Here is a 24,927-nt window from a genome sequence, read left to right on the forward strand (position 1 = left end):
CCGGGATACCGAGTGACGGAACATCCCCGCGCCGAGTCCCTGGCCCGGACCGCGGGGTCGGGGGATTCTCGCATTCGCCCGCGCGGCCGTCAGTGATGTGCCACACTGGACGCCCAACTAGCCTCTATACCTAGTGAATTGAAAGTAGCCATGCCATTCTGCTTACTCGAGGGACCCTGGCTGCCGACGCGCCCGGCACCGGGCGCGAGTCCGCCGCAGCTCGGGGACGGCTGCCTGCCTCCTGCTGTGGGCGCGCGCCGCCTCCTCTTGGACGCACATGAGTTCCAGGATCTCGTCGTCGACCTGCCCACGCAGAAGCCCGCGATCTACCGGCAGCTGCTGCTGCCTCTCCTGGTAGACGCTCTGGGCCGCCCGGCCAACGCCGCCGAGTGGGCGGATATGTTCAACGCCGGGGCCTTCACTCCGGCGCAACGCGAGCGGCTGAGCGCCTATCTCGACGAGCACACCGCCTCGTTCGACCTGTTCGGCCCGGCCGACCCCTTCGCCCAGGTGGCCGGCCTGCGCACCGCGAAGAACGAGACCAAGGGGTCGGCGCTGCTGGTCGCCACCGCCGCCAACGGCAACAACGTGCCCCTCTTCTCCTCCCGCACCGAAGGCGATCCGCTGGAGCTGACACCCGCCGAGGCCGCGCGGTGGCTGCTGCACACCCACTGCTGGGACACGGCCGCCATCAAGACGGGGGCCGTGGGAGACCCGAACGTCAAATCCGGCAAAACGACAGGCAATCCGACCGGGCCCCTGGGACAGTTGGGCGTCATCATGCCCGTCGGCCGCACCGTGTTCGAGACGCTCCTCCTCAACGTCCCCATCGGCCCACCACTCTCACCCGACGACGCGCCCCAGTGGCGGCGCCGCGCGACCGAGGGCCGGGTCGAGGAGACACTGAGCTGCGCCACCCCGGCGGGGCAGGCACGCGCCGCGCGCGGCCTGCTCGACCTCTGGACCTGGCAGTCCCGCCGCATACGGCTTGTTCCGGAGGAGACGCCCCGCGGGACGCGCGTCAGCCGCGTGATCGTCGCGGCGGGCGACCGCCTGACGGCCGTACCGGACGACGAGCCGCACACGGCCTGGACCGTGGAGCCGGCAGGCACCCGGGCCAAGAAGTCCGGCAAACGCGCGGCTGCTTCCCCCATCCGCCCCCGCAGGCACCGCATGGGCAAGGCGGCCTGGCGAGGGCTGGAAGCGCTGCTGACCGTCCGGCGCGAGGACCGCCACGCGACCGCGACCCGCGCCGGGGCGTTCACCAGCGTCCTGCTCAGCCAGCTCCGCGAGGTCTGGGAGCGCCTGCCTGCGGCGTACCCGTTGCAGGCGGAGCTGACCGGCGTCTTCTACGGCAACCAGTCCGCGGTGGTGGAGGACATCTACGCCGACGCCATCCCCCTGCCGGTCGCCGCCCTGGACGCGGACAGCGTCGCGTACGGCACCGTGCGGGAGGCCGCCGACCAGGCCGAGAAGCTCGCCATGGCGGTCAACAACCTCTCCGCCGACCTGCGCCGTGCCACCGGCAGCGACCCGATCCCGTGGGACAAGGGCCAGCGACCGGGGGAGACGCTGTTGCATGCCCTCGATCCGTTCATGCGTCGCCTGCTGACCGGACTGCGGGAAACCGGCGAGGACTTCGAGGAGTCCGAGCGCGGCCTGCTCGCGTGGGAACGCACGGCCGCGCGCGAGGCGTGGAAGGTCGCCGAGCACGTCCTCGCCGCGGCTCCCCCTGCTGCCTTCACCGGGCGGACCGTCTCCGCCAAGGCCAGCAAGGACGGCAAGGAGCACGTCTACCGCCTCGCCACCGCCGAGCGGAACTTCCGCCTCCGGCTGAACGCCGTGCTCCACCGCCGCGCGGCTGCGCTCAAGGTCGCGCCCGCCGCAGAAGACCCGGAGGCCGGTGGCCTCCCGACCACCGAAGGGTGACCATGGCCCCCAACGACCCGGGCGGCGCAGGGCGTTTTCCCGCGGACACCGAGCCCGCCCCCAGCGCTGCCCGCGCATCCGCTGGGCCCGCCCGGCGCTACTGGAGCGTCCGGATCGACCAGGACGGAGGCTGGCGCATCGACCCTCGCAGTCGGCGGCCGATGGAGGCGCCCGGCGAGCACCTGGCCGCCATGCGCTCCGGACTCGGCCGCGCCGCCGGGACCGTTCCCGCCCTCTGGGAGCACTACACGAGCCTGAACCCGGACGGCCGGGTCACGACCGAACTGGAGGCCGAGCACGCGGCGTTGGCCCTCTTCGGACTCCACCAGCAGAGCCAGCGCCTCCCCATGCACCGGCCCCGCGTCAGCCCCGGCGCCGCCCTGCGCTCGCTGCACCGCAGCGGCCGTTTCAGCGAGGAGGCCGTGGACCGCCGGGTGCACGCCGCTGCGAACGCCACCTCGGTGCCCGCCTTCCTGTACCGGCTCCGCGGCCTGATCACCCAACTGCGCGACATCGCCCAGCCCCTGGACTACGACAGGCTGCTCAGCGACATCAGGGACTGGCACTACCCGGACAGCCGGCAGCGCGTCCGCCGGGCCTGGGGCCTGGCCTACACCGCGTGGGCGGCCGTTCCCGACAAGGACGCGCCCGGCGACGGCGCCTCAGGCAGGGGCACGCCCGCCAAGGGCCCGGGCGCAACGTCCGCCTGAGCCCAGCACTCCTGCCGTTACCCAGCTTCACCAGCGCCCCCGCCGCAGGGGGTGCCGTTCACCGAACCCCTGAACCTCTTGACCTCTCCGGAGACCACCATGGCACCGCGCGCCTACGTCGACGTGCACATCCTGCAGACCGTTCCCCCGGCCAACCTCAACCGCGACGACCAAGGGAACCCGAAGGAGGCCTACTTCGGGGGCGTCCGCCGTTCCCGGGTCTCGTCGCAGGCGTGGAAGCGCGCCACGCGCCTCCACTTCGCCGAGCGGATTCCGAAGGAGGATCTCGCGACCCGCACCAAGCGGGTCTCCGCCAAGCTCGCCGAGCGCATCGCCGTGCAGGCCGACCTGGCAGGCGAGCCCGCGGCCCGCCTCGCCGGTGCCCTGCTGGCCCCTCTGAAACTCAGCGCCGGCAAGAAGGAGGGCGACACCGCCTACCTCTTCTTCTACGGACGCCGCCAGCTCGATGCGGTCGCCGCACTGGTCCGCGACCGCGCCGCCGAACTCGCCGCCCTGGACGACGCGGCGCTGGCCAAGGAGGTCGAGCAGCTTGCGGTGCAGGAGCAGTTGAGGACCGCGCACCCCATGGACGTCGCCCTGTTCGGACGCATGGTCGCCGACATCCCGGCCCTCAACGTCGACGCCGCCACCCAGGTCGCGCACGCCCTGTCCACGCACGCGACGGAGCTGGAGTTCGACTACTACACGGCCGTCGACGACGAGAACACCCAGGAGGAGACCGGCGCCGGCATGATCGGCACCATCGGCTTCAACTCCGCCACGCTCTACCGCTACGCCACCGTGAGTCTGCACCAGCTCCTGGACAACCTCGCCGACGAGGGCGCCGCCGTCTCGGCCGCGGTGGAGTTCGTCACCTCCTTCGCGCGTTCCATCCCCACCGGCTACGGAAACTCTTTCGCCCACCGCACGCTGCCCAGCCTCGTCGCCGTGACCGTGCGCACCGATCAGCCGGTGAACCTCGTCTCCGCCTTCGAGGAGCCCGTGACCGTTCCCGTGAGCACCGGCTCGGCACCGGGCATCGCCGCCGCCTCGGCCCGTCGTCTCGCCGACGAGCACGTCACCGCCACCCGAGTCTGGGGCAACGCTCCCGCCTTCACCCGCCTGTGCCACACCTTCCAGTCCGGCGCGGGCGACACAGCCGAACGGCTGGAGGCCGCCTTCGGTGAGGCGGTCGCCTTCGACCGGTTGCTGGACTCCCTGCGCACGCACCTCACGACCGCCGTCCAGAAGGTCGCGCCGTGACCGCGCCCACCGCGCCCACCGCGCCCACCGCGCCCGCCGAGGCCGTTCTCCTGCTCCGCCTCGCCGGCCCGCTGCAGTCCTGGGGCGACCGCAGCGCGTTCAACCACCGGGAGACGCGGCCCGAACCGACCAAGTCAGGAGTGGTCGGCCTGCTCGCCGCCGCCTCGGGCCGCGCCCGCGAGGAGCCCATCGAGGACCTGGTGCCCCTGCGCCTGGGCGTGCGCGTCGACCAGCCGGGCAGCCTGCTGCGCGACTACCACACCGTCAGCGACTTCCGGGGCCGCCCGCTACCCCAGGCGGGCGTCTCCGCCAAGGGCGTGCAGAAGCCGACCGCCCCGGCCAAGTACACCCATGTCACGACCCGTTACTACCTCCAGGACGCGGTCTTCCTCGTCGGAGCGGCCGGGCCCCGGGAACTGCTCGCCACGCTGGAACAGGCGTTGCGCGCCCCGGCGTTCCCCCTCGCGCTGGGCCGGCGTTCCTGTCCGCCCACCCAGCCGCTCGTGCTCGGCCTGCGGGACCTGCCCCTGCGCGAAGCGCTCGCGGCCGAGCCGTGGCAGGCATCCTCGCGCGCTCAAGAGGAGTACGCGGCCTTGCTCGGACGGGAGCGCGGCGCCGGCCACCCGGTCCGCCCCCCGAGGATCGACCTCTCCGCCACGCTGGAGGACCCGGCCGGGGATGACGTCCGCCACGACGTGCCACGCACGTTCGACCCGCGTGCGCGCGGCTTCACCAGCCGGCGCGTCCGGCACGAGTGGCTGCGCGTCCCGACTGGCTTTCCCCGGCCCGACGCCGAGGCCGACGCGCCGGAAGACCCCGCTGACCACGACCCCTTCGCCCTCCTGGGCTGGTGATCGCCATGACCTACCTCTCCCGTATCCGCATCAACCCCCTGCGCGCCGAGGCCGGAAAGCTGCTGGCCAACCCGCATGCCATGCACGGCGCCGTCTCCGGCGGCGTCCCGGGGCACCCCGGCGCCGAACGCATCCTGTGGCGCCTGGACGCCGACAACCCCTACCGCCCCAGCCTTCTGGTCCTCACCGTCACCAAGCCCGACTGGACCCACATCGTCGAGCAGGCCGGCTGGCCGGACGCGGAAGGCGAGCACGTCACCGTCCGCGACTACGCCCCGCTGTTGGAACAGGTCGCTCGGGGGCGGGAGTTCGCCTTCCGCCTCACCGCCCACCCGGTTCAGAACACGTACTCGCCCACCAAGCCCACCCCCGCTCAGGCCGCGGCCCTCGCCCCCGACGCCGACGGGAAGCGCCCCCGGGGGCTGCGCATGAGCCACCGCACGGCCGCCGCCCAGCTCCAGTGGCTCCTCGCGCGCACGGAACGCTGGGGCTTCGACATCCCCGCCTCGCGCACCGACGAGCCGGCCCCGGGGCTGGCGTTCACCCCGTGCGAGGAGGAGACCGAGGACACCGGCGGCTCCGCCCGTGATCCGGGCCCCGCACGCGAGGTCCGGATCACCTCGCGCAGACGCCACTCGTTCGCGAAGAAGGGCCGAGGGGCCAACGTCACGCTGCGGACCGCCACGTTCGAGGGCCGCCTGCGCGTCACCGACCCCGCCGCGTTCACCGAGCGTCTCCTGGGCGGCATCGGTCCCTCCAAGGCGTACGGCTGCGGCCTGCTCACCCTCGCCCCGCTGGCCGGACGGAGCCGCTGAGGCGATGGCCGACATCTGGTGGAAAGCCGACCCGCACGACCTGCACCGCCTCGTCGACCGCGTCTCCAGCATCTACGTCGAACGCAGCCACCTGGACCGCGACGAGAACGCCGTCGTCATCGTCAACAAGCGCGAGACCGTCCGCGTCCCGGCGGCCATGATCGCCGTCATGCTGCTGGGGCCGGGCACCCGCGTCACCCACGGGGCGGTCCGCCTGCTCGCCGACTCCGGAACCGCCGTGGCCTGGGTCGGCGAGCAGGGCGTTCGCCTGTACGCGGCCGGCCTCGGCCCGAGCCGGGGCGCGGGCCTCCTGCACCGGCAGGCCTGGCTCGTGACGCGCCCCAAGGAACGGCTCGCGGTCGCGCGGGCGATGTACGGCATGCGCTTCCCCGGCGAGGACGTCTCCCAGGCCACCATGCAGCAGCTCCGTGGCCGCGAGGGCTCGCGCATCCGGAAGCTCTACCAGCAGCACGCGCGCCGCACGGGCGTTCCCTGGGACGGCCGCGTCTACAAGCCGGGCGACGCCTTCGCCGCCGGGGACGACCTCAACCGCCTGCTCTCGGCGGCCAACGCAGCGCTCTACGGCATCAGCCACGCCGTCATCGTCGGCCTGGGCGCCAGCCCCGGCCTGGGCTTCGTGCACACCGGCTCGGCCGTCTCGTTCGTCCTCGACATCGCCGACCTCTACAAGGCCGACTACACCATCCCTCTCGCCTTCGACCTCGCCGCCGCGGGACTCACCGAGGAACGCGACGCCCGCCTCGGCCTGCGCGACGCCATCGCCCGCACCAAGCTCCTGGGCCGGATCGTCGACGACATCAAGACGCTCCTCAGCCCCGAGGGCACGGACTTCGACACCCCCGAGACCAGCGAGCTGTGGGACGAACGCCTCGGCACCGTCCCCGCCGGTGTCAACTGGGCCGGGCCCGGGATCGGCGAGCAGCACATCGCCGTCGTCGGCCCCGAGTTCGACTCCCCCGACGCGCCGGAGGCGGACCGATGACCGTCATCGTCCTCATCGCCGCCCCCGAGGGCCTGCGCGGCCACCTCACCCGGTGGATGGTGGAGGTCAACGCCGGCGTCTTCGTCGGCAACCCGAGCCGCCGCATCCGCGACCGCCTCTGGGACCTCCTCGCCACCCGCATCGGCGACGGCCAGGCCGTCCTCGTCGAACCCGCCACCAACGAACAGGGCTGGGCCATCCGCACCGCCGGCCACGACCGCTGGCACCCCGTCGACTACGACGGCCTCATCCTGTCGGCCCGCAACCGGCGGCGGCCCTGACTGCTCGTCGTCCTTCCCTCTGGAGACAGTATGGATTACCAACTGAATAAGAACGGGTGTCGGTCGCCGTAAACCTGCAGGTCGGCAAGCGTGGTCCCCGCAGGCGCGGGGATGGTCCGCTCGCCCAGCTCCAGCAGCAGGGCATCATCACGTGGTCCCCGCAGGCGCGGGGATGGTCCGCTGAACAGCGACGCGCTGCTGCGGATGGACCCGTGGTCCCCGCAGGCGCGGGGATGGTCCTCTCCGTGCCCAGGAACGTAGGGAGCCCGCTGCGTGGTCCCCGCAGGCGCGGGGATGGTCCTCTCCTCACCGCGCGGATACCGGCTGCCGCGGAGTGGTCCCCGCAGGCGCGGGGATGGTCCGGGCTTCCTGGCCGGGCTGAAGGCGCAGGAGGCGTGGTCCCCGCAGGCGCGGGGATGGTCCGGCGGTGCTGCTCCTGGGGCTGACCGCGGCGAAGTGGTCCCCGCAGGCGCGGGGATGGTCCGTCGCTGTGGATGCAGTACGGCGGACGCGTTTAGTGGTCCCCGCAGGCGCGGGGATGGTCCCGCGGCCGAGGGGAGGGCCGCGGCGTGAGCGACGTGGTCCCCGCAGGCGCGGGGATGGTCCCTCCGTAGAGCGCGGGGAGCGCCCGCCGATCGAGTGGTCCCCGCAGGCGCGGGGATGGTCCCGTGACCACCAGACCCGACGACGCAGCCGAGCGGTGGTCCCCGCAGGCGCGGGGATGGTCCGAGCTCGGCGGCCAGGTCGGCCTCCTGGCCGGGGTGGTCCCCGCAGGCGCGGGGATGGTCCGTTGGGGCCGTGTTCGTGCTTCGTCGTCATCACGTGGTCCCCGCAGGCGCGGGGATGGTCCTCGCAGCCAGCCGCACAGCGCGTCCGCCGGGGTGTGGTCCCCGCAGGCGCGGGGATGGTCCACAGTGCACGCACATGCCGCCGGCGAGGTCGGGGTGGTCCCCGCAGGCGCGGGGATGGTCCCTGGCAGGCCGGGCACCCGAGCGTCGGGTTGATGTGGTCCCCGCAGGCGCGGGGATGGTCCCTGGCAGGCCGGGCACCCGAGCGTCGGGTTGATGTGGTCCCCGCAGGCGCGGGGATGGTCCGTGCTGGTACCAGCGCAGCCGGCGCGCGCTGATGTGGTCCCCGCAGGCGCGGGGATGGTCCCGCGGTGCAGGTCGAGCTGGTCGGCACGTGCGAGTGGTCCCCGCAGGCGCGGGGATGGTCCCGGGCGCCGCATCCGGCGAGCGGTGCTGTCGCGGTGGTCCCCGCAGGCGCGGGGATGGTCCCCCGCAGCGGCGGTACGGCAAGTACCGCGCGCAGTGGTCCCCGCAGGCGCGGGGATGGTCCCCTGGCTGGTTACCGGGTGGGGCATGCCCCGGCGTGGTCCCCGCAGGCGCGGGGATGGTCCCTCGCTCTCGGAGGACATGGGCGGGTGGCGGGAGTGGTCCCCGCAGGCGCGGGGATGGTCCGCCTCTCGACCCGGCGGATCTGGCGAAGGTCCGGTGGTCCCCGCAGGCGCGGGGATGTTCCGGACGAGCAGCGGGCGGACGCGCGACGCCGCCAGTGGACCCCGCAGGCGCGGGGATGTTCCCACCCGGCGGGGCTTGCGCCACTTCAGCGGGAGGTGGACCCCGCAGGCGCGGGGATGTTCCCTTCGCCAGGTCCGCCGGGGACTGCTTCGCCTCGTGGACCCCGCAGGCGCGGGGATGTTCCGTACACGGTATCTACCGTCTGGCTCGGCCTGGAGTGGACCCCGCAGGCGCGGGGATGTTCCTTCCGCGCCCGGCGCGAAATCTCCTCAGCGGAGGTGGACCCCGCAGGCGCGGGGATGTTCCGAGGGCTATGGCCGCAACCCAGGGCACCCGTCCGTGGACCCCGCAGGCGCGGGGATGTTCCGTCCCACACGCTGGGACGCAGCCGGCGCATAGCGTGGACCCCGCAGGCGCGGGGATGTTCCGATCCGCCGTCTCGCGCTCTAGGGAGTCCGTGCGTGGACCCCGCAGGCGCGGGGATGTTCCCGGCAGCCCCGCCGCGCGGGCCCGCGACACGAAGTGGACCCCGCAGGCGCGGGGATGTTCCGTCGGGCGGCGCCCGTGCGTCAGCGGCGGCGAGGTGGACCCCGCAGGCGCGGGGATGTTCCCTCGGCACGCAGCTTCGTGCTGGTGTGGGGGGAGTGGACCCCGCAGGCGCGGGGTCCACCTCTTCGACGTGGCCAGGCGGCTGTCCGGGTGGACCCCGCAGGCGCGGGGATGTTCCCTCCGCCGTCCAACCGGAGGTGTCCGCCTCCCCGTGGACCCCGCAGGCGCGGGGATGTTCCGCAGCGCCTCATCGAGGAGGGGGTGCCCGCCGAGGTGGGCCCCGCAGGCGCGGGGATGTTCCGTCGGAGCCCTCCTGCGGCGCCTCCACCACGAAGTGGACCCCGCAGGCGCGGGGATGTTCCCATGGCGGCCGGGCTGGGCCAGGACAGCTCCCAGTGGACCCCGCAGGCGCGGGGATGTTCCCTCGTCACTGACCCACTCCGGGTGCAGCCACTCGTGGACCCCGCAGGCGCGGGGATGTTCCCCCGGAGTGCGAGCTGCCGCGCCGCACCCCGCGGTGGACCCCGCAGGCGCGGGGATGTTCCTGGCGTGCGCCACTATGGGGCGGGGCCAGGCGTGTGGACCCCGCAGGCGCGGGGATGTTCCGGCAGCGACGACGGAGGCGGCGGCATGAGCGCAGTGGACCCCGCAGGCGCGGGGATGTTCCCTCGAACGACCAGCCACTCGGCGGCGGGCCCGGCGTGGACCCCTCAGGCGCGGGGATGTTCCGTTCGCCTACGAGCGGGAGCACGGCTCCGTGTCGTGGACCCCGCAGGCGCGGGGATGTTCCGCCCGGTGAACACGTAGAGATCCTTGACGCAGGGTGGACCCCGCAGGCGCGGGGATGTTCCCGTCCTCCAGCCCGTCTTCACCGCCATCGCCGAGTGGACCCCGCAGGCGCGGGGATGTTCCGCCCTCTCGGCCCGTCAGGAGGCGCCCGGCGGCGTGGACCCCGCAGGCGCGGGGATGTTCCCGGTAAACGGCGGAAGACCCCGGAAGTCCCGGAGTGGACCCCGCAGGCGCGGGTGTCCCCTCGCAGCGAAGGTTGAGCGATTCTCACCGAAGGCTGAGCGCATGCCATAGCGGCCTGCGCCGAGGCCGGTAGCCTGCTCGCTGACCGGTGGGCGCCCTTAGCGGTCCGGTACTGGAACCGGTTCTGGCGGTAGGCCGCAGCGCTCTTTGAAGGGGTCGGTGCAGCCCGCGCACGGCGCCGGAATCCCGCACCGGCCGGTCAACGCCCGCACTACGATGCGCGGATGAGCGAGCTGGCGCCGTCTGGACGACGCACCCTGTACCAACGCGGGCCGCTGCGCCGCGCACTGCTGGACACCTCCGTGCTGACCACCGACATCATCGCGGCCACCCGGCGGCCGGCCCCATCGTCGTTTGTCGCCGGGGCGCGGGCAGGGACGGTGCGGTGCCTGATCCCGGTTCACGTGTGGGAAGAGGTGCCGCGGGTGTTGGCCGACCGGCACCACGAGGGCGGCCGGTTCGACCTGGGGCGGGCGCTGGAGCTGTGGCAGTCCCGGTACGCGCCCGTCCTGTACGTCGTGGACACCTCCGGCCTGCCGATGACCCCGCAGGCTCAGGTTCTCGCCGGACGGGACGCCTCCGATGTGCCGATGCTGCTGCTGGCCGGGGCAATCGCTCCGGTAGTCATCATCGGGACCGACGCGGACCTGGTCGACAGCGGGCTCGCGGTCGGCGACTGGGTCGCCCTACGCACTGCCCTGGGGGACGTGGGGGTGACGGAAGGTCGGATGGCCGACCTGGAGCGGCAGGCCAGTGTCCTGCTGAACTTCACGGGTAAGGCGATCTGGGGGGCGGTGCGGTTCAGCAGCAATCCGAAGCGGCTGGCGGCCGGGGCGGTGGTGGGCACGGTGGTGATCGGGACTCAGTACTGGCGGCAGCGGAAGCGCCCGCGAGTCCCCTCGCAGCGGAAGCCAGTGCTGCCCGTGGTGCTGGAGCACTTCTCGACGCGGATGGCCGCACTCACCGAGCGGCACATCCGCGGCGAGGACCGGTGGCGGCAGGCGGAGCTGGGGACGCCCGGCGACACACTGCTGCACCGGGTCGCCCGAACGCTGGTCGGGTCCCGGGAGCCCTTGACCCGCACGGCGATAGTGGAGCGCCTGGGCGAGGCCGTCCCCGGTGCCAGGCACACCGGGCGGATGGCGACCGTCCTGGAAGTGCTGACCGCCCACCCGATGTTCGTGGACGTCACCGGCCGGGGGCACTGGCAGGTCGGCCGCCTCGGCGGTCGGTAACTGGAGAGCGCCGGGCCCTACCGCCAGAACCGGTTCTGCCTCCATTCAACCTTCGCTGAGAATCGCTCAAGGCGCTGGTTTACCGCGGTAAACCAGCCACAGCCCAGCGCGCCATGCCACGCGCCAACGGGGCGGGGCACGGCGGAGGGCGGGATGCCGGGCCTGTTCCTGTTGTTCCGTCCGCGGGCAGCGCGCGTGCGACCCTACGGGCGTGAATGTGGCTGAGACCCTGATTCCCGCGCTGGCCATCGTGGCGACGACCGTGACCGCGCTGGGCGGCTGGTGGCATCAACGGCGAATAGGTGAGCAGGCGCGGGTCTGGGAGCGGCGTGCTGACCTCTATGTGGAGTTACTCACGCATCAGCATCCTTACCTAGCGACGAGGGGCACGGACTGGTGGACGTTTCGGTACTTCGGTCCGGAGACGGCGGAAGAGTACGAGCTCCTTCGGACTCTGTCGGCCCATGTGGATGTTTTCGCTACAGAGGAGGTCGCGCGGCTGTGGCGGGAGGCTCTTGATCGCATCTTCGACGTGAGCTTCTACATGAGTGAGGAGATCGTCGGCGAGCCCTCCGAGGAGGAGAAAGCAGAGCTGGCTCTCATCAACGAGGCACGCAGCCGCGCCGTGGGAGCGCTGCGGGAGCGGATTCGTCGCGAACTGAAGACCGACACGCAGGGCGTGCTCCGTCCTCGTTCATGGAACTAGGACGGCCAGGCGTCCGGGCGCCCGTCACGCAATCTTCGATGAGAATGCTCAACCTTCGATGAGACGGGACAGCGGGGATGTTCCCGGCCGGTAGCCGTTCGGCGGCCCGGCCTCGATGTGGACCCCGCAGGCGCGGGGATGTTCCTGAGCTGATGCTGATCGCCCTGCTGTCCGGGGTGTGGACTCCGCAGGCGCGGGGATGTTCCCCTCTACACCCAGGCGGCGGCCGAGAACCAGCTGTGGACCCCGCAGGCGCGGGGATGTTCCCGCCCTGCGGCCGGTGACGACGGCGGCGACCAGGTGGGCCCCGCAGGCGCGGGGATGTTCCCTCCGGGTTGTCGCCTGTCGGCGTGCTGCTCGCGTGGACCCCCCAGGCGCGGGGATGTTCCGTACCCGAAACTGGCCGTCGCCCGGTGCCCGGAGTGGACCCCCAGGCGCGGGGATGTTCCTGATCTCCTCCCGCGTCCGTGGCTCGCGGATCGGTGGACTCCGCAGGTGCGGGGCTGTTCCCTCTCCCCCCGCGGCGGCGGCCGACTGGCCTTGTGGACCCTGCAGGCGCGGGGATGTTCCGTCCGTAGCGGCTGTACTGCGGGGGCAGGACTTGGCTTCGGCAAGCGCCCTCTGGCCCGTTGAGTGTCCCCTCGTTAAGAGCTCGTAACACGATCTTGTGATGCGGTGCTGGTGGCCGTGTCGGTGTGAGGATTGGGCCGTTCGTGAGGGTGTGAACAACAGGCCGTGGATCGTGGACGACGCGTTGTGGGCGGTGATCGAGCCGCTGCTGCCGAAGTGGCCCGAGCGGTCACCAGGCCCGCGGCCGGTGGACGACCGGCGGTGCCTGCAAGGCATCCTGTTCGTGCTGTACACCGGGATCACCTGGCAGCAACTGCCGCTGGAACTGGGCTTCGGCTCCGGTCAGACCTGCTGGCGCAGGCTGGGCCGGTGGCACGAGGCCGGTGTCTTTGACCAGCTGCACCGCATACTCCTGGCCGAGTTGAACGCGGCCGGGCAGATCGACTGGACGCGTGCCTGCGTGGACGCCTCCCACGTGAAGGCGAAAAAGGGGGCGAGGCGACCGGCCCGTCGCCTGTCGACCGGGGCAAGACCGGCAGCAAGCACCACCTCATCTGCGACGGCAGGGGCACACCGCTGAAGGTGATCACTACCGCCGCCAACGTCAACGACGTCACGCAGACCCTTGCCCTGGCCGACGGCGTCCCGCCCGTCGCCGGCCGGGTCGGACACCCGCGCAAGCGCCCTGACACCCTCCTGGGCGACAAGGGTTACGACAGCGACCCCAACCGCCGTGAGCTGCGGAAACGCCGCATCCTGCCGGTCATCTCGCGCAAGGGAACCCCAAACATCGAGGGCCTGGGCAAGCTCCGCTACGTCGTCGAGCAGACCTTCGCCCTGCTGCACCAGTTCAAACGCCTCGCCAACCGCTGGGAACGCCGACTCGACCTGCACAACGCCCTCGTCTCCCTCGCCAGCGGCCTCATCTGCTGGCGACGCCTGAAACACCACACACCATGATCGTGTTACGAGCTCTAAGGAAATCTGGATCAGTGAATGGTCGAGGCCTCGGCGTTGGCGGGCAGGGCTTGCTGGGGACTGTGAGACCGCCGGTGTCGGCGACGGCCGGGAGGATGCGGGCGGACTGTGGACGGGGAGCCCGTTTCGGCTGGTCGTCGATCGGGCGGTCGGTTTGCATGGCATGCAAGAGGTCAGGAGTTCAATTCTCCTTAGCTCCACCATCGACGGCTTACTAGAACACGGGGCCACGTAAACGCCCCCTAGTAGGTCCTCGACGGTAACCAGGCCGCCAGGGCCGCTTCCCTCCGGGGAGGCGGCCCTGGCGGCTTTCTGGGGCGCTGACAGCGCCGTCCGGGCCTCCGGCACGGCACCGGCGCGCTGCACGGCGTGCAGCCGCGCGAACGGCTCCTTGAGGCTGTGCTCGGTGACCGCATCCTCCTCCACGTACAGGCTGTGGAAGATCGCCTGGTTCAGCAGACGGCGCTGGTGCTCGTCGCAGCGCCGGTACAGCGCCTGCGGATCGGCCAGCAGCGTCAGACTCACCTCGATGAGACGGGCCTCGTCCGCCAGATCCTCGTTCGTCTGCCCCAGGCGTTCGGTCAGGTGGCGTCGCTGCCGTTCGATCTCCCGCAGCTTGGTCTTGATCTTCGCCTGCGGCAGCGTGCCGTCCGCCGCCAGCTCGATGAGATTCTCCTCGCGCGTGTCCAGCGCCCGCAGCTCCGTGGTGAGCTGCTGGTGCAGCAGGCGGGTGGCGGCGGCCTCCGCGTCGATGCGCGCGGCCAGGTAGGCGCGGACGTCCGCGATGAACTCCGGGGTGAAGCGCACCCAGGCGTAGTGGTCCGCGACGGCGTCTTCGATGTAGACGACGTTGACGTACGGGCTGTCACAGGTGCCCTGCTGCCGGTTGCGGCAGAAGAAGTAGAAGTACTCCGTGCCGCGCGAGTTGACCGCGCGCTGGAGGATCAGGCGCTGCCTGATGCCCTTCCGCTTGCAGCGACCGCAGAACAACGACCCCTTGAGGTAGTGGTGATGCACCCGTCGCCGTTCGCCGGCGGCGGCCCGGACCTCACTGATCTCCTGGACACGCTCGAAGAGGTCCTCGTCGATAAGCGGTTCGTGACGGCCATCGACCTCGTCGCCTTTGTAGGTCACGTAGCCGAGGTAGTAGCGGTCGTGGAGCATCTCGGACAGCTTGCTGACCGACACCTGCTGCGCCGGGTACTTGGCGGTGGGCCGGGTCCGCAGACCGCGGTCGTACAGTTCGTCCGACAGGTCCTCCAGCGTGTAGTCGCCGGTGGCGTACAGCTCGAAGGCCAGCTGGACGTAGGGAGCGCGTTCCGGGTCGATGGCGACCGTGCGGATCTCGCGGCCGTCAACGTAGTCGCGGACGTTGAGGTAGCCGAGGGGTGCGCGCCCGAGGGTGCCGCCGTTCTTGGCCTTCTGGCCCATCTTGTAGGCGATGTCGGCGCCGGACTCGCGGGACTGGTACTCGTTGAAGGTGGCCAGGATGCCGTGCATGAGCTGGCCGACTGGCGTGTCGTCGATGGACTCCATGGCCGAGACGAGGGTGACGCCGCGCTTGCGCAGGTCGGCCATGACGATGGCGTCGTCGAGGCGGTTGCGCGCCATGCGCGAGAGCTTGTAGACGATGATGACGTCGACGTCGCGGGCGGTTCGCACACGGGCAAGCATTTCCTGGAACTTGACCCGCTTGGTCATTTCAGTGGCGGAGCGGCCCGGTTCGATGTACTCGTCCACGATGGTCAGGCCGAGTTGCTCGGCCTTGCGCTGGCAGGCTACGCGCTGAGCGGGTATCGAGATGCCTTCGGGGTCGTAGTCGGTCTTGACCTGGCCAGGGGAGGAGACGCGCAGATAGATGACCGCGCGGGTGCCGGATCTGGCTGTTGCAGTGGGTGGCGTCGCCACGGCCGCCATCTCTGGGAAGTCCTCGTACAGTTCGTCGTCGTACGGGTTGGTGTAGGCGCTGGTCATTTTTTCGTCCCTCCCTTTCCTGGTGTTGCTGCCTGTAGCTCCGACGTGTCGCTCGCCCAACCGCTGGGGTCAGGACTGGCTTTCTCGCGCAGTGCTTGCCCGGCGAAATAGTCCGCCAGCTCCTCCCAATCCGCGTCGCCAAGAGCGGTGAGTCGTTGGCGTAACGGATGGTCGATAATGTGCTTGAACTGGTGCAGCACCGTAAACGTCTGCCTGGCTGACGGATCGCTGGCGCTGATGCGGATGTGCCAGTACGGCCGTGCCCAGAAGGCAATCCCGTGTGTGGGTAGTTGGGTGATGTACTCGATCAGCAGGCTGGGGATCAGCACGCTCAGGCGGGCCGGGGTCTGCGGTACCGGGACGGTCAACAGGTCGCGCAGCAGTCGCGCCTGCTCGGCCGCGATCCGTCGCAGCGCCGCCAGGGAGCTGTCGGGTTGGCCCCCGAGGGCACGCAGCGAGGTCAGTGCTCCAGGGGCGGTGTTGTCGGTGGTGTTCATATCGTGTTCCTCCTTTCCCCGCCCTCTTCGTTATTGCGTGGGGAAATCTTCGCGCTCGTCTTCGCGGCTCAGGGGGCCGTCCGGGTCGAGGCCGTGTTTGTCGATGAGGTCGCGGAGATACGTGTCGAGCGATGAGAGTGCTTCGTCCGGCAGGTGGCCGTAGCGCACGCGGAGATAGGTGCTGACGTCAGGAAGGTCATAGGGAATGACGTAGCCCGCTCGCGCGAACATATCTGCCAAAGGTACGTCCAGCGCGGTCGCTAACGCCTTCACCGTCGTTGGGCGTGGTGTCCGTACTTTGCCGCATTCCAGTCGGGTTAGCGCGCCGTCGTCGATACCCGCCAGGCTGGCAAGCCGCCGTGTGCTGAGGTTCTTCTCGCGGCGAAGGTGCGTGATGTATTCGCCAAACCGTTGTCCTGCGTCATGTTTCATATTTTCCGCGCACTCCTTTTCTGTTTTCCTATTCTACCTCGAATTAGGGGGAATTGGCGGCGATTGTTGCCAATTCCGCAACGTAATACCGGAATTACGCACAGGAATTGCGCCGCGTCCCGATGTGCTATCCGTCGCGGATAGTTCTTGTTGCCGGACGATGGTTCACGACGCGCTTTCCTCAGCGGTCGCCTGACCGGTGATCAGCGCCTCGAACGCGTCGCTGGTGACCACCTGGAACACCCCGGGCTGGACGCTGCTGTCGGCCGACAGCGCCGCCTCAAGCGCCTTCTGGCGGGCAGCGTCGGGTACGACCCAGGCGACGGCCGGGAACAGGCCGTGGCGCGCCTGGTGGGCGCCGGTGGCGGCGTAGCGCAGGTACGTCTTGGCCTTGCGCACGACGACCGGCGGGTGCTCGGTCGCCCGGTCGATCTCCAAGAACCAGTGATCCTCGAAGTCGCCGCTGGCGGTGACGACCGCCAGGTCCGGCTTGAGCCATTCCAGCGTGCCGTGCGGGCTGACGAACGAGCGCCAGCACGACGGCTCCGTCTCGACGCTGACCAGTTCGATCGCGCCCCGGCCGGCGACCTCGTGCAGGCGGATGGCGTGCTGCGCGACGGCCAGCGTGTGCAGAATGAAGTCCGCCGAAGGCTCGACGTAGCGGCGTCGCCGTTTCTCGCCGTGGACGGTGCGTAGCAGCCGCTCGCCCGTGGCGCCGAGTTGCCAGACGATGCCCGACGAACCGCGCCGCACGCCGCCGATGCGCCGGGTGAGCCGCGCGACCAACCCGTGAGATTCCAGGCGACCGAGCACCCGCATCGTGGCGCCGGACGCCGCCCCGATCGTGGCGTGCCCCTGGGCGAAGTGCAGACGACGGATCAGGTCGGTGCTGAGCAGGCGGTAGCTGCGGATGGATTCCAGCACCGCCATGTCGCGGTCGGACAGGCGCAGCAGCAGGGTGGCCACAGCGGTCGGGCTCATGCCGCACCTCCCTCGGTACGTGCCGCCGCGTCGCGGCCGTCCGGTACGGCCGTCTGACTCCCGCGTAGGGAGTCAGTCCCATCCCGGAAGGGGCAGGGTCCGCCGGATGAGCTGGGCGAACGCCGTGAGGGCGGCAACACGAACCGATGGGCGAAGGCAGGGGCGATCTGATGGTCTCGTTTGGTCGGCGTCGTCATGGCTGCCTCCGTTTCCGGCCGATGCGTTCCGGCGCGATTGGAGGCGGCGCGGCCGTCCCCTGGTCGTCGGGGAGTGGCGGGGTTGTCTCGTCGGGTGTCGGGGTCGGGAGGGGCGCGTAGGTGGCCCGTGATGCCTGGCGCACGACATCGGAGTCGCTGGTGACCGGTGGCGGCGGCAGGGTGCGCACCAAGGCCCAACCGGAGGGGATGCCTTCGGCAACGAGGTTGGCGTAGGCGTGGTAGCGCGGCAGCGACAAGAAGTCGTCGGTGGTGAGGTCGTGGGTGAGTTTGGCGGTGTCGCGGGCGTCCTCGTACTCGGTGGCGAACACGATCTTGCTGCGGGCGTTCATGTCCACCGCGGCACGCAGCGGCGCGGGGAACTGGCCGCGAAACTGGGCCGCCAGGAACCAGCCGACCGACAGCGAGCGCGAGACCGCGAGCGCGTCGGCCAGCGACACCGGCAGGTTGAGGAAGCGGGGCGCCTCGTCCACGTAGACGGTGCCGGGCCGCTGGTCGGCGCCGGGTTCGTTGGCGCGTTCCTGGGTGGCCTGCCACAGGTCCGCGATGGCGAGGCTGCCGAGCAGCGACGCCGTGCCGGGGCCGATGAGGCCCTCGTTGAGCGGCAGCAGCACGATCTTGTTGTCGCGGAACATGTCGCGCAGCCGGAAGCGGCCGTCAGGCTGGTCGAGCATGCGCGTGAGCGCCGGACGCAGCAGGAATTGACGTAGCTTGTTGAGCGGCGGCGCGATAACGGCGGCCTGGGCCTGGGGCGACTGCGCCTCGTACCAGGACCAGAAGCCCGCCAGCGCCAGGTCGCCCCGTACCCGACCGACTTGCTTGCGGCGGAAGCGCGGATCGGTCAGCAGGCGCGGCAGATCCAGCAAGGTCGCCGGTCGGTCCGGGGTGCTGGCGCGCGCCAGGGTGCGCAGGCTGGCGGAGAAAATGTCGGCTGTGCGCGGTCCCCACCCGTCGTGGAAGACCGCCTCGAAGACGGCCAGGATGCCGTCGACCACCACGTCGGGGTCGCGGCCCGCTACCTCCAACGGATTGAAGCCCACCGGCGTCTCGTGACTGGCGTCGAGTTCGACCACATCGGCCACGCGGTCGTCCGGGATGCGGGCCAGGATGTCGTCGATGAGCTGGCGCTTGGGGTCGAGCACGGCGACGGGGCGGCCCGCTCGGATATCCGCCAGGATGAGGTGAAGCAGGGCATTTGTCTTGCCCGACCCGCTGGGGCCGTAGGCAACGGCGTGAAACGTCTGGTCCGTGGGCGAGATACCGAGCTGGCGATCGTCGCCGGGGACAGCGCTGGCGGCGAAGACGCGCGGGCCGGTGTGGACGGTGGCGCTGGCACGTAGCGGCTTGGGATGGGCGGGCGGCAGGCCGGGGAGGTCGTCGTCGCCGATCGGCCAGGCGAGCAGCCCGACCAGTTCGGTGGTGCTCAGATGGAGCGGCCAGCGCCACGGCAGCCGCACATCGTTGAAGTGCTTGGCCGGCCCCTGCACCAGGTCGATGTGCACGCCCGGACTCTGCGCGGTGGCGACGGCGCCGAGCAGCGTCATGACGAACCGGCGCCGCCGGCCGGGATCGGAACTGGCCGCGCCGATCCGGATGGTGGCCGCGAAGCCCGCCCGCGACAGACGTTCCTTGAGCCGCGACCGGGTATCAGGGCTGGCCGGACGCTGTCCTTGGGTGAGAGCCTGGGCCAGCGTGGTACCTGGGTCGGGCGCGTTGGTCGGCAGGGCGCGCGGCGTGTGGCGCGGCCCCAACACCACCTGCAAGGCGATGACTTCGCCCTTGCGGAGCGGCGTGGCCAGGCCGGAGAGCAGCGCGCGCGTGGTGGCCTCGGCGCTATCGGTGCGCAGCGGCAAGCCCGGCGGATGGACGCGCAGGCGTCCGGCGACGTCGACCGTCGGGCGAGGCGACTTGGTGCTGTGCGCGGTGAGCGTGCTGCCGTGGAGCAGATCGGCAAGCAGTCGGCGGAGCGCGTCGATGTCCGTAGCGCGGCAGGCGAGCAGATGCCGAAGACCATCGTGGTCGGCACGGACTTCCAGGACGACACGGGGCGCGTCGCGGTCGGAAGCCAAGCGCGTCAGCAGCCGTTCGACGGCCGCCGCGTCGAGCGGCCGGGGCAGGTGCAGTTCGGAGAACACGAGCTGGCTGGCGTTAGGCATCCGGCTCACCCCGCTGTTCGTCGGCAGCGTCGCGGGCGGCTTGTTCGGCCTGGGCTTCGCGTTCCGCCTCGGCCATCGCCAGGGCGGTCAGCGCCTTGCTCAGCTTGCGCAGGTCGGGCGGGTCGCGGCGGATGCCGCGCACCGTCAACCGGCGCTCCTCACGTGGGTTACGGCGTTTGTTGATTCGTTTTCTTGATGCCATAGATCACCTCCTTTCAGTTACACGGATAGGGTGCTGCCCAAAAGCAGCATGGGTGGTCGCCCCACTTATGACCAATTTTGGCCAATGCGTCAATGACGTTTGTAAATTCCACATCATTTGACCTCTGTCGCGACCGTGCCGTCGTGACGACTACCATTTGGAGCGCCGCCATCGCTCGACGGTCACCGTCAGCCAGATGACGGCGGCAAGGGCGCCGCCGGTTATCACCCAGGGCAGAATCGGGCGCAGCAGCACGACAGCCAGGTTGAGCGCGATGACGGTGGCGAGGATCAGGACGCTGGTGCGGAGCAGTTGTTCCATCGGGTTCATGGGTTCCTCCGGCTTCTTGTTGTTGGTCATGGCCGGCCTTGCTGGCGCGGCCGATTCGTGACGTCGCTCGGCACCGGGTAGCCCGGCAGCACGATGTCGGCGTCAACTTCGTTGCCCCAGACGGACCAGGGCCGGTTGCTCGGCGGCCGACGTCGCGCAAACAGTTCCAGGTACGGTCCGGGCGAGACCCGCTCGATGAGCGGATAGACCTCCTCCGGCTTGTGGGAGTGGTCTTGGACCGGCGCGGTAATCCAGGTTGGTTGCGAGCGGAACAGGACCGGGGCCTGGCCGCGGGTGGCGAACAGCAGGTGTTCGGTCGCGTTGCGCAGGTAGTGGCCCAGGCCGAGGCGGAACTTGATCCAGGTGAGCGGCGACCGGACCGTGAAGCCCCACGCCTCGGCCACGTCGTAGCCGTCGCGCAGCGTGGCGTTGGTGACCCACAACCAGAGGTGGGCTTCCGCCTCGGCCAGGGCCGCGACGGGCATGGCCTTGATGCGGCTGAGGTTCATCAGGGGATAGTGCCGCTGTGCGCCGCGTTCTCCGCTTTGGTGGACATCCCACGGCGGGTCGGCCAGGATCGTCCGGAACCGCTGCGGCACGTTCGAGATTTCTGTCATGCATGTTCCTCCTTTCGTATCCCGCCACGGGCGAGCGGCGCTGCAAGGGCGGGAACGCAGGCCGCTCGCTCGGTTGGGATGTGCCTCGTTATGAGGCTCAGGGATGAATTTGGGAAGCCGTCAGTTCGGGCGAATCTTCGACCGAAGCGTCGCCCGAACTGACGGGCGTTCGCCGCTGGTAGCTGCTGCTGTTTGCGCGCACGGGCGGGCGGTGAGAACGTGTTGCGGAATGGTCAACGATTCGCGTCGCGGTGGCGCCCCGACTACCCGGCGAGAAAGCTTCCCGGCCGATGCGTGATGAGGCTGGCAAACAACGCGCGGGCCAAAGCGCCGGGCGGATCGCCCCGCTGGATGTGCGTCTCGACGATGCGCTCGTCCAACACCCCCGCAGGCAGGCGATGGCCGAGGACGACGGCATGTACCGCGCCCGGGAAGGCCGCCAACGCCGAGAGCACGGGGCCGGGTTCGGGGTCCATGAGCAGGAAGTCGGACAGCACCACCAGCGTCACCTCGTGGTCGGCGTGCGTCTCGGCCAAGGCCACCGCGCGCTCCAGACCCAGGGCGAGTTCGCTGCTGCCCACGCCGTCGCCCGGCGTCCGCAAGCCGGAACGCAGCATGAGGAGACCGCGCCTGGTGATGGGCACCGGGCCGACGTCCGTGCTGCACGGGCTGTCGAAGTGCAGCACCGCGCCGAGTTCGTGTCGTCCTCCCTTGCGGGCAACGACCGAGAAGGCGTAGGCCGCTTCGCCGTACCGGTTGGACAGCGGGTCCGTGCCCGCCGGACCGGCGACCGAGCCGGAGTCGTCGAAGATGGTGATGAGCAGCGTCGGCACCAGCGCCGGCCGCCCGGGATCACCGAGGCGGGCACGCAGCCGAGGCGACGGGGACGGCCTGCGTGGCGTCGTCCGGCCCAGCAGGCCGCCGGGGAGGAAGCCGCTGGCGAGCAGATGGGCGCGTAGCCTCACGCCGCACCGCCTCGACGCGACCGCCTGCCGATGACGCCGCTCTGATCGCCCACCGGATAGCCGTGGCCAAGGACTTGTGGATTACGCCGCTGCACGCGCCAGGACAAGGACTCGACCCGGCGGGCAGCAGCCTGTCCCCGCAGCAGGTATTCGGTGTGGAGCGACCGTGCGGCTTCTTCCGCCTGAGCACGACGATGCACCGGTGCAGAGGTGGCGAGCTTCAGGTGGCGCTTCTCTGCCTTGTGCACGCGGCCCGCCATGGTGGCAAGCAGATCCGCCACCTCGTCGGCCGCCGCGTAGCCCAGCAGCCCCGACCCCAGTGCCGTGGCCGCCGCCAGCAACCCGAACGTCAGCCCCGCCGTGCTGCCCTCGATCCCGGCCCGCAGCGTGAAGATGCCCACGGAGAGCAAGGCCACGACGACCAGCGACAGCACGCCGATGAGCATCACGACGCCCATGCCGCCGCCCGTCGTGAACAGCCGCCGGTAGCGCTGCTCGTCCTCGCTCAAGGAGTCGGGATCGCGCTGCCGCGCCCGTGCCAGACGCCGGTCTTTGAGTTCCGAGCCGACCAACCCGGCGCAGGCCGCGCTCACCCCGGCCGCAAGCGCCTGGCCGAACGCGATGAAGGGCACGTCGCCGTTAGTGATCGCGGCCGACCAGACGCCTGCGGTATCTCCTCCGCACAGGACCAGCCAACAAATCCAGTACCGCAGCTTGGCGGCAGGTTCCCGCCGGACGTACGGGGTCAGCACCCGCACGGCGTGCTGGTAGTCGGCGCGGGCCTGGCGCACCTCGGCCTCGCTCTCCCGCAACAAAAACTCCGTGGCCGCCGCGGCGCCGTCGAAGCCGCGCGCCCGCATCTGGAAGCGACGCGCGGCCCGTTCGCCCTCCGCCGGCCAGAGCAGCTCCTGTTCATCGGCAAGCGCGAAGTACTCGTACTCGACGTAGGTGGTGCCGACGCCGGACGGACGCGGGTGTCCGCCGATCTCGTCCAGCCGGGGCAGCGAGATGGCGTCCGCCTCCCGCAGCCAGTCGTCCGCCGCCGTGTTGTTCCGCATGGGCGACCGCCGCCGCACGCCGGTCACCAGCTCCCCGACGTGTAGTCGGTGACGGAGGTGCAGACGTCGGCCTCGGCCTGCGCGCACACGGCGTCGTAGTAGGCGACCAGCCGTTCGGTCACCGTCGAGGAGGGCGGCGACCCCGCCACCCTGCCGATGCCCGCCACGGTGACGAACGCGCCCGGCAGCGTCGGGACTGCCGTCTCGTCGGCCAGCGCCGCGGCCTCCTGCGGGGTCATCGCCTGGCCGCCGACGTCGACGCCGACGTTCTGGAAGCCGTCCGTGAGGACGTAGAGGTGGAGTCGGAAGTCGTCGCCCACCTGGGCCGACCACTCCGAGGCCATCCGGTACTGCCCACGGATGTCGCTACCTCCGCCGGGCAGCTCGGCCACCGCGGGCTCGTACGCCTCCTCGATCTCCGACATGGTCTCCTCGACCACGTGCGGCACCCGCTTGAGCCGCGCGTTCTCTGTCGCGCCGTCGAGGTGCAGTGGCTCGTCGAAGAGCACGGTGTTCGCCGCGCTGGACGCGGAGAACACGCTCACCCGCAGGCGGCCGGAACATATAGCGGTCTGGCGGACGATCTCCTCGACCGCCGCCATCCGCTCCGCGACGATGGCGGCCGAGTCGCTCGACCCGCTGCCATCGAGCTGCACGTCCGCGGCGGGCGGCGCCGACGCGTCGCAGGCATCGAGGATCTGCCGGTTCTCCGCCAGGTCGCCGCGTGCGGACGGGGTGACGGTACAGGCCGTTGCGGTTGCGGCGACCACGAGCGCAATCGAGGCGACGAGCCGCAAACGCCGCTGCCTGGTCCCGGAATGGGTGTCCTTGTGCATGAAGATGCCTCCAATCTGCGTGGTGGAAAGGGCGTGCGAGGTGATCCGCACCGGGGGCTCCTCGCCTGAGAGCCCCCGGTGCCCTGGACCAGGGATTAGCTGGCGTCGGCGGCGCCCCGGCGGTCACGCTTGTGCCGCTGCTTCTGTGCCAGACGAGCGCTCCGACGTTCCTTGGCGCCGCCGGCCGGGGGAGCCGTGGTGACCTCCGTGGTCTCACGGCGCAGCTCCTTCGCGAGTACGGCCAGCTCCTCTATCTGGCGCTCCATCTGGGCACGCTCGACCTTGCGGATTTCCGGGGTGTAGCGGTTTCGAGGCATAGGGGTGCTCCTCTCGTCATTCAGGGAAAAGGACTGAAGCGGGGAAGCCCTGCCGTCGGCCGCCGGGTGAATCCCTCACTGATATCGAAGGTAGAGATCGATGGGCGAGGGGGCTATTGCTTGCCGCTTGACTTGGCGTTCATGTTGGTTCTTACCCTGAACGCCAAGTCAAGCGGCAAGTCATTGGCTAACTGACAAACATTGGTTACGTGCGTGCGTGCGCTATAGGGGATGTTGACAAAAGTGATGCCCCAGCACATAGTTGATCTTGTAAACAGGAAACAGCCATGTATCACGAAAGCAGGCCATCGGCACCGACACCAGAGCGACACGAAAACGGGGAAGACCCGAGACGATTATTTAATGTTGAGCGGATGGAGCCACGTGAAGTTGTTGGTCTCGTCTGCGCATTAGGTGTGGCACTGGAGGCCAAGGAGCGAGAGGCAGATGGTTCTAGCCATTCGGCGCCAGAAGTCGCCCTGTATGACGAGTTACTCGATAGCCTTTATGGGGAGTTGAGAGAGGTGGCGCGCACGTCGGATAAAGCGCTGGAAATTTATCGAGAGCTTACGGAAAGTGACCTATCGACCGATGCCTCGAAAGGAGGGGCAGTTGAAATGGTTCCTGATCTGCTCCGTCGGCATCTGGATAACCCCGATGTAAAAAGGCAGATCACCGACTCGCTCGTGGCGATGCTCCGAGGTGGCGGCTTGGCTTATGATGGAGCCCGCCTGATCGTGTCCCAACTTGTCTGGCAGGCTGATTGGCTTGACGAGCCCACTGCGCGCTTCCTCGACAGTCACCTGCCTGACGAGGCGCAGCGCTGGTAGGCGCTCCCCAAGCGCGCCGGGATGCTGACCTCAGCGGCGTGCGTGCCACATGCTTAACTGGCGGAGGTAGAG

The 24,927-nt window shown here is 70.3% G+C and carries 22 protein-coding genes, 1 pseudogene and 2 CRISPR repeat arrays; of the genes and pseudogenes, 11 read left to right on the forward strand and 12 right to left on the reverse strand.

What is annotated here, in order from left to right; genetic code table 11:
• Nucleotides 1-150 precede the first annotated feature (150 nt).
• The 10 genes from casA (at nt 151) to RM780_RS22260 (ending at nt 13,427) form a co-directional block, all read left to right on the forward strand.
• On the forward strand, nt 151-1,929 hold the full coding sequence (gene casA / locus RM780_RS22215; protein WP_311632613.1) for a type I-E CRISPR-associated protein Cse1/CasA: 1,779 nt from the start codon (nt 151-153) through the stop codon (nt 1,927-1,929).
• 2 nt (nt 1,930-1,931) lie between these two features.
• Nucleotides 1,932-2,639, forward strand: coding sequence for a type I-E CRISPR-associated protein Cse2/CasB (gene casB, locus RM780_RS22220; RefSeq protein WP_311632650.1), 708 nt, complete (start codon nt 1,932-1,934; stop codon nt 2,637-2,639).
• A gap of 99 nt (nt 2,640-2,738) precedes the next feature.
• The gene (gene cas7e, locus RM780_RS22225) at nt 2,739-3,902 is read left to right on the forward strand and encodes a type I-E CRISPR-associated protein Cas7/Cse4/CasC (protein WP_311632614.1); all 1,164 of its coding nucleotides are present in this window, start codon (nt 2,739-2,741) and stop codon (nt 3,900-3,902) included.
• Entirely contained in the window at nt 3,899-4,756 is an 858-nt protein-coding gene (gene cas5e, locus RM780_RS22230) for a type I-E CRISPR-associated protein Cas5/CasD (protein ID WP_311632616.1), read from the forward strand. The genes cas7e and cas5e overlap by 4 nt, the downstream gene beginning before the upstream one ends.
• Before the next feature lie 5 nt (nt 4,757-4,761).
• Complete coding sequence (cas6e, locus tag RM780_RS22235) at nt 4,762-5,571, forward strand: type I-E CRISPR-associated protein Cas6/Cse3/CasE (RefSeq protein WP_311632651.1); 810 nt, start codon at nt 4,762-4,764, stop codon at nt 5,569-5,571.
• A 4-nt stretch (nt 5,572-5,575) separates the two neighbouring features.
• Nucleotides 5,576-6,574, forward strand: coding sequence for a type I-E CRISPR-associated endonuclease Cas1e (gene cas1e / locus RM780_RS22240; protein WP_311632617.1), 999 nt, complete (start codon nt 5,576-5,578; stop codon nt 6,572-6,574).
• Nucleotides 6,571-6,855 carry a type I-E CRISPR-associated endoribonuclease Cas2e gene (cas2e, locus tag RM780_RS22245; RefSeq protein WP_311632618.1) on the forward strand — a complete coding sequence of 95 codons (285 nt, stop codon included), beginning with the start codon at nt 6,571-6,573 and terminating at the stop codon, nt 6,853-6,855. Before cas1e ends, cas2e begins: the two co-directional genes overlap by 4 nt.
• Nucleotides 6,856-6,945: 90 nt before the next feature.
• Nucleotides 6,946-8,987: a CRISPR direct-repeat array (repeat unit 28 nt; unit sequence GTGGACCCCGCAGGCGCGGGGATGTTCC).
• Between the two features lie 87 nt (nt 8,988-9,074).
• A CRISPR array of direct repeats spans nt 9,075-9,897; the repeat unit is 28 nt; unit sequence GTGGACCCCGCAGGCGCGGGGATGTTCC.
• Nucleotides 9,898-10,180: 283 nt separating this feature from the next.
• On the forward strand, nt 10,181-11,191 hold the full coding sequence (locus tag RM780_RS22250) for a PIN domain-containing protein (protein WP_311632619.1): 1,011 nt from the start codon (nt 10,181-10,183) through the stop codon (nt 11,189-11,191).
• Between the two features lie 211 nt (nt 11,192-11,402).
• Nucleotides 11,403-11,897, forward strand: a complete 495-nt coding sequence (locus RM780_RS22255; protein ID WP_311632620.1) for a hypothetical protein — start codon at nt 11,403-11,405, stop codon at nt 11,895-11,897.
• Between the two features lie 670 nt (nt 11,898-12,567).
• A protein-coding gene (locus RM780_RS22260; protein ID WP_311632645.1) for an IS5 family transposase occupies nt 12,568-13,427 on the forward strand; the annotation gives its coding sequence in 2 pieces (ribosomal slippage) (nt 12,568-12,936 and nt 12,939-13,427; 858 coding nt in all).
• Nucleotides 13,428-14,270: 843 nt separating this feature from the next.
• Here RM780_RS22260 and RM780_RS22265 read toward each other — a convergent pair.
• From RM780_RS22265 to RM780_RS22320, 12 genes and pseudogenes are all read right to left on the reverse strand, one after another.
• A pseudogene (locus RM780_RS22265) lies at nt 14,271-15,419 on the reverse strand (recombinase family protein); the annotation flags it as partial.
• Nucleotides 15,416-15,916 (reverse strand): ImmA/IrrE family metallo-endopeptidase, encoded by a 501-nt coding sequence (locus RM780_RS22270; RefSeq protein WP_311632621.1) that lies wholly within the window; start codon nt 15,914-15,916, stop codon nt 15,416-15,418. The pseudogene RM780_RS22265 and the gene RM780_RS22270, both read right to left, overlap by 4 nt.
• 30 nt (nt 15,917-15,946) lie before the next feature.
• Complete coding sequence (locus tag RM780_RS22275) at nt 15,947-16,348, reverse strand: helix-turn-helix domain-containing protein (protein ID WP_311632622.1); 402 nt, start codon at nt 16,346-16,348, stop codon at nt 15,947-15,949.
• Nucleotides 16,349-16,513: 165 nt separating this feature from the next.
• Nucleotides 16,514-17,329: a replication-relaxation family protein gene (locus tag RM780_RS22280; protein WP_311632623.1), complete on the reverse strand. Its 816-nt coding sequence runs from the start codon at nt 17,327-17,329 to the stop codon at nt 16,514-16,516.
• Nucleotides 17,330-17,522: 193 nt separating this feature from the next.
• Entirely contained in the window at nt 17,523-19,700 is a 2,178-nt protein-coding gene (locus RM780_RS22285) for a type IV secretory system conjugative DNA transfer family protein (RefSeq protein WP_311632624.1), read from the reverse strand.
• The gene (locus RM780_RS22290; RefSeq protein WP_311632625.1) at nt 19,693-19,902 is read right to left on the reverse strand and encodes a hypothetical protein; all 210 of its coding nucleotides are present in this window, start codon (nt 19,900-19,902) and stop codon (nt 19,693-19,695) included. The genes RM780_RS22285 and RM780_RS22290 overlap by 8 nt, the downstream gene beginning before the upstream one ends.
• Nucleotides 19,903-20,052: 150 nt before the next feature.
• Entirely contained in the window at nt 20,053-20,262 is a 210-nt protein-coding gene (locus RM780_RS22295; RefSeq protein ID WP_311632626.1) for a hypothetical protein, read from the reverse strand.
• Nucleotides 20,259-20,849 (reverse strand): MT-A70 family methyltransferase, encoded by a 591-nt coding sequence (locus tag RM780_RS22300; RefSeq protein ID WP_311632627.1) that lies wholly within the window; start codon nt 20,847-20,849, stop codon nt 20,259-20,261. The genes RM780_RS22295 and RM780_RS22300 overlap by 4 nt, the downstream gene beginning before the upstream one ends.
• Nucleotides 20,850-21,112: 263 nt before the next feature.
• Nucleotides 21,113-21,682 carry a hypothetical protein gene (locus RM780_RS22305; protein ID WP_311632628.1) on the reverse strand — a complete coding sequence of 190 codons (570 nt, stop codon included), beginning with the start codon at nt 21,680-21,682 and terminating at the stop codon, nt 21,113-21,115.
• 128 nt (nt 21,683-21,810) lie between these two features.
• Complete coding sequence (locus tag RM780_RS22310) at nt 21,811-22,872, reverse strand: hypothetical protein (RefSeq protein WP_311632630.1); 1,062 nt, start codon at nt 22,870-22,872, stop codon at nt 21,811-21,813.
• 23 nt (nt 22,873-22,895) lie between these two features.
• Entirely contained in the window at nt 22,896-23,642 is a 747-nt protein-coding gene (locus RM780_RS22315) for a hypothetical protein (RefSeq protein WP_311632631.1), read from the reverse strand.
• A 161-nt stretch (nt 23,643-23,803) separates the two neighbouring features.
• Complete coding sequence (locus RM780_RS22320; RefSeq protein ID WP_311632632.1) at nt 23,804-23,974, reverse strand: hypothetical protein; 171 nt, start codon at nt 23,972-23,974, stop codon at nt 23,804-23,806.
• A 338-nt stretch (nt 23,975-24,312) separates the two neighbouring features.
• Between RM780_RS22320 and RM780_RS22325 the strand changes: the two genes are divergently transcribed.
• Entirely contained in the window at nt 24,313-24,855 is a 543-nt protein-coding gene (locus RM780_RS22325; RefSeq protein ID WP_311632633.1) for a hypothetical protein, read from the forward strand.
• The last annotated feature ends 72 nt before the right edge of the window (nt 24,856-24,927 follow it).

Source organism: Streptomyces boetiae (assembly GCF_031845405.1).
Classification (GTDB): domain Bacteria; phylum Actinomycetota; class Actinomycetes; order Streptomycetales; family Streptomycetaceae; genus Streptomyces; species Streptomyces boetiae.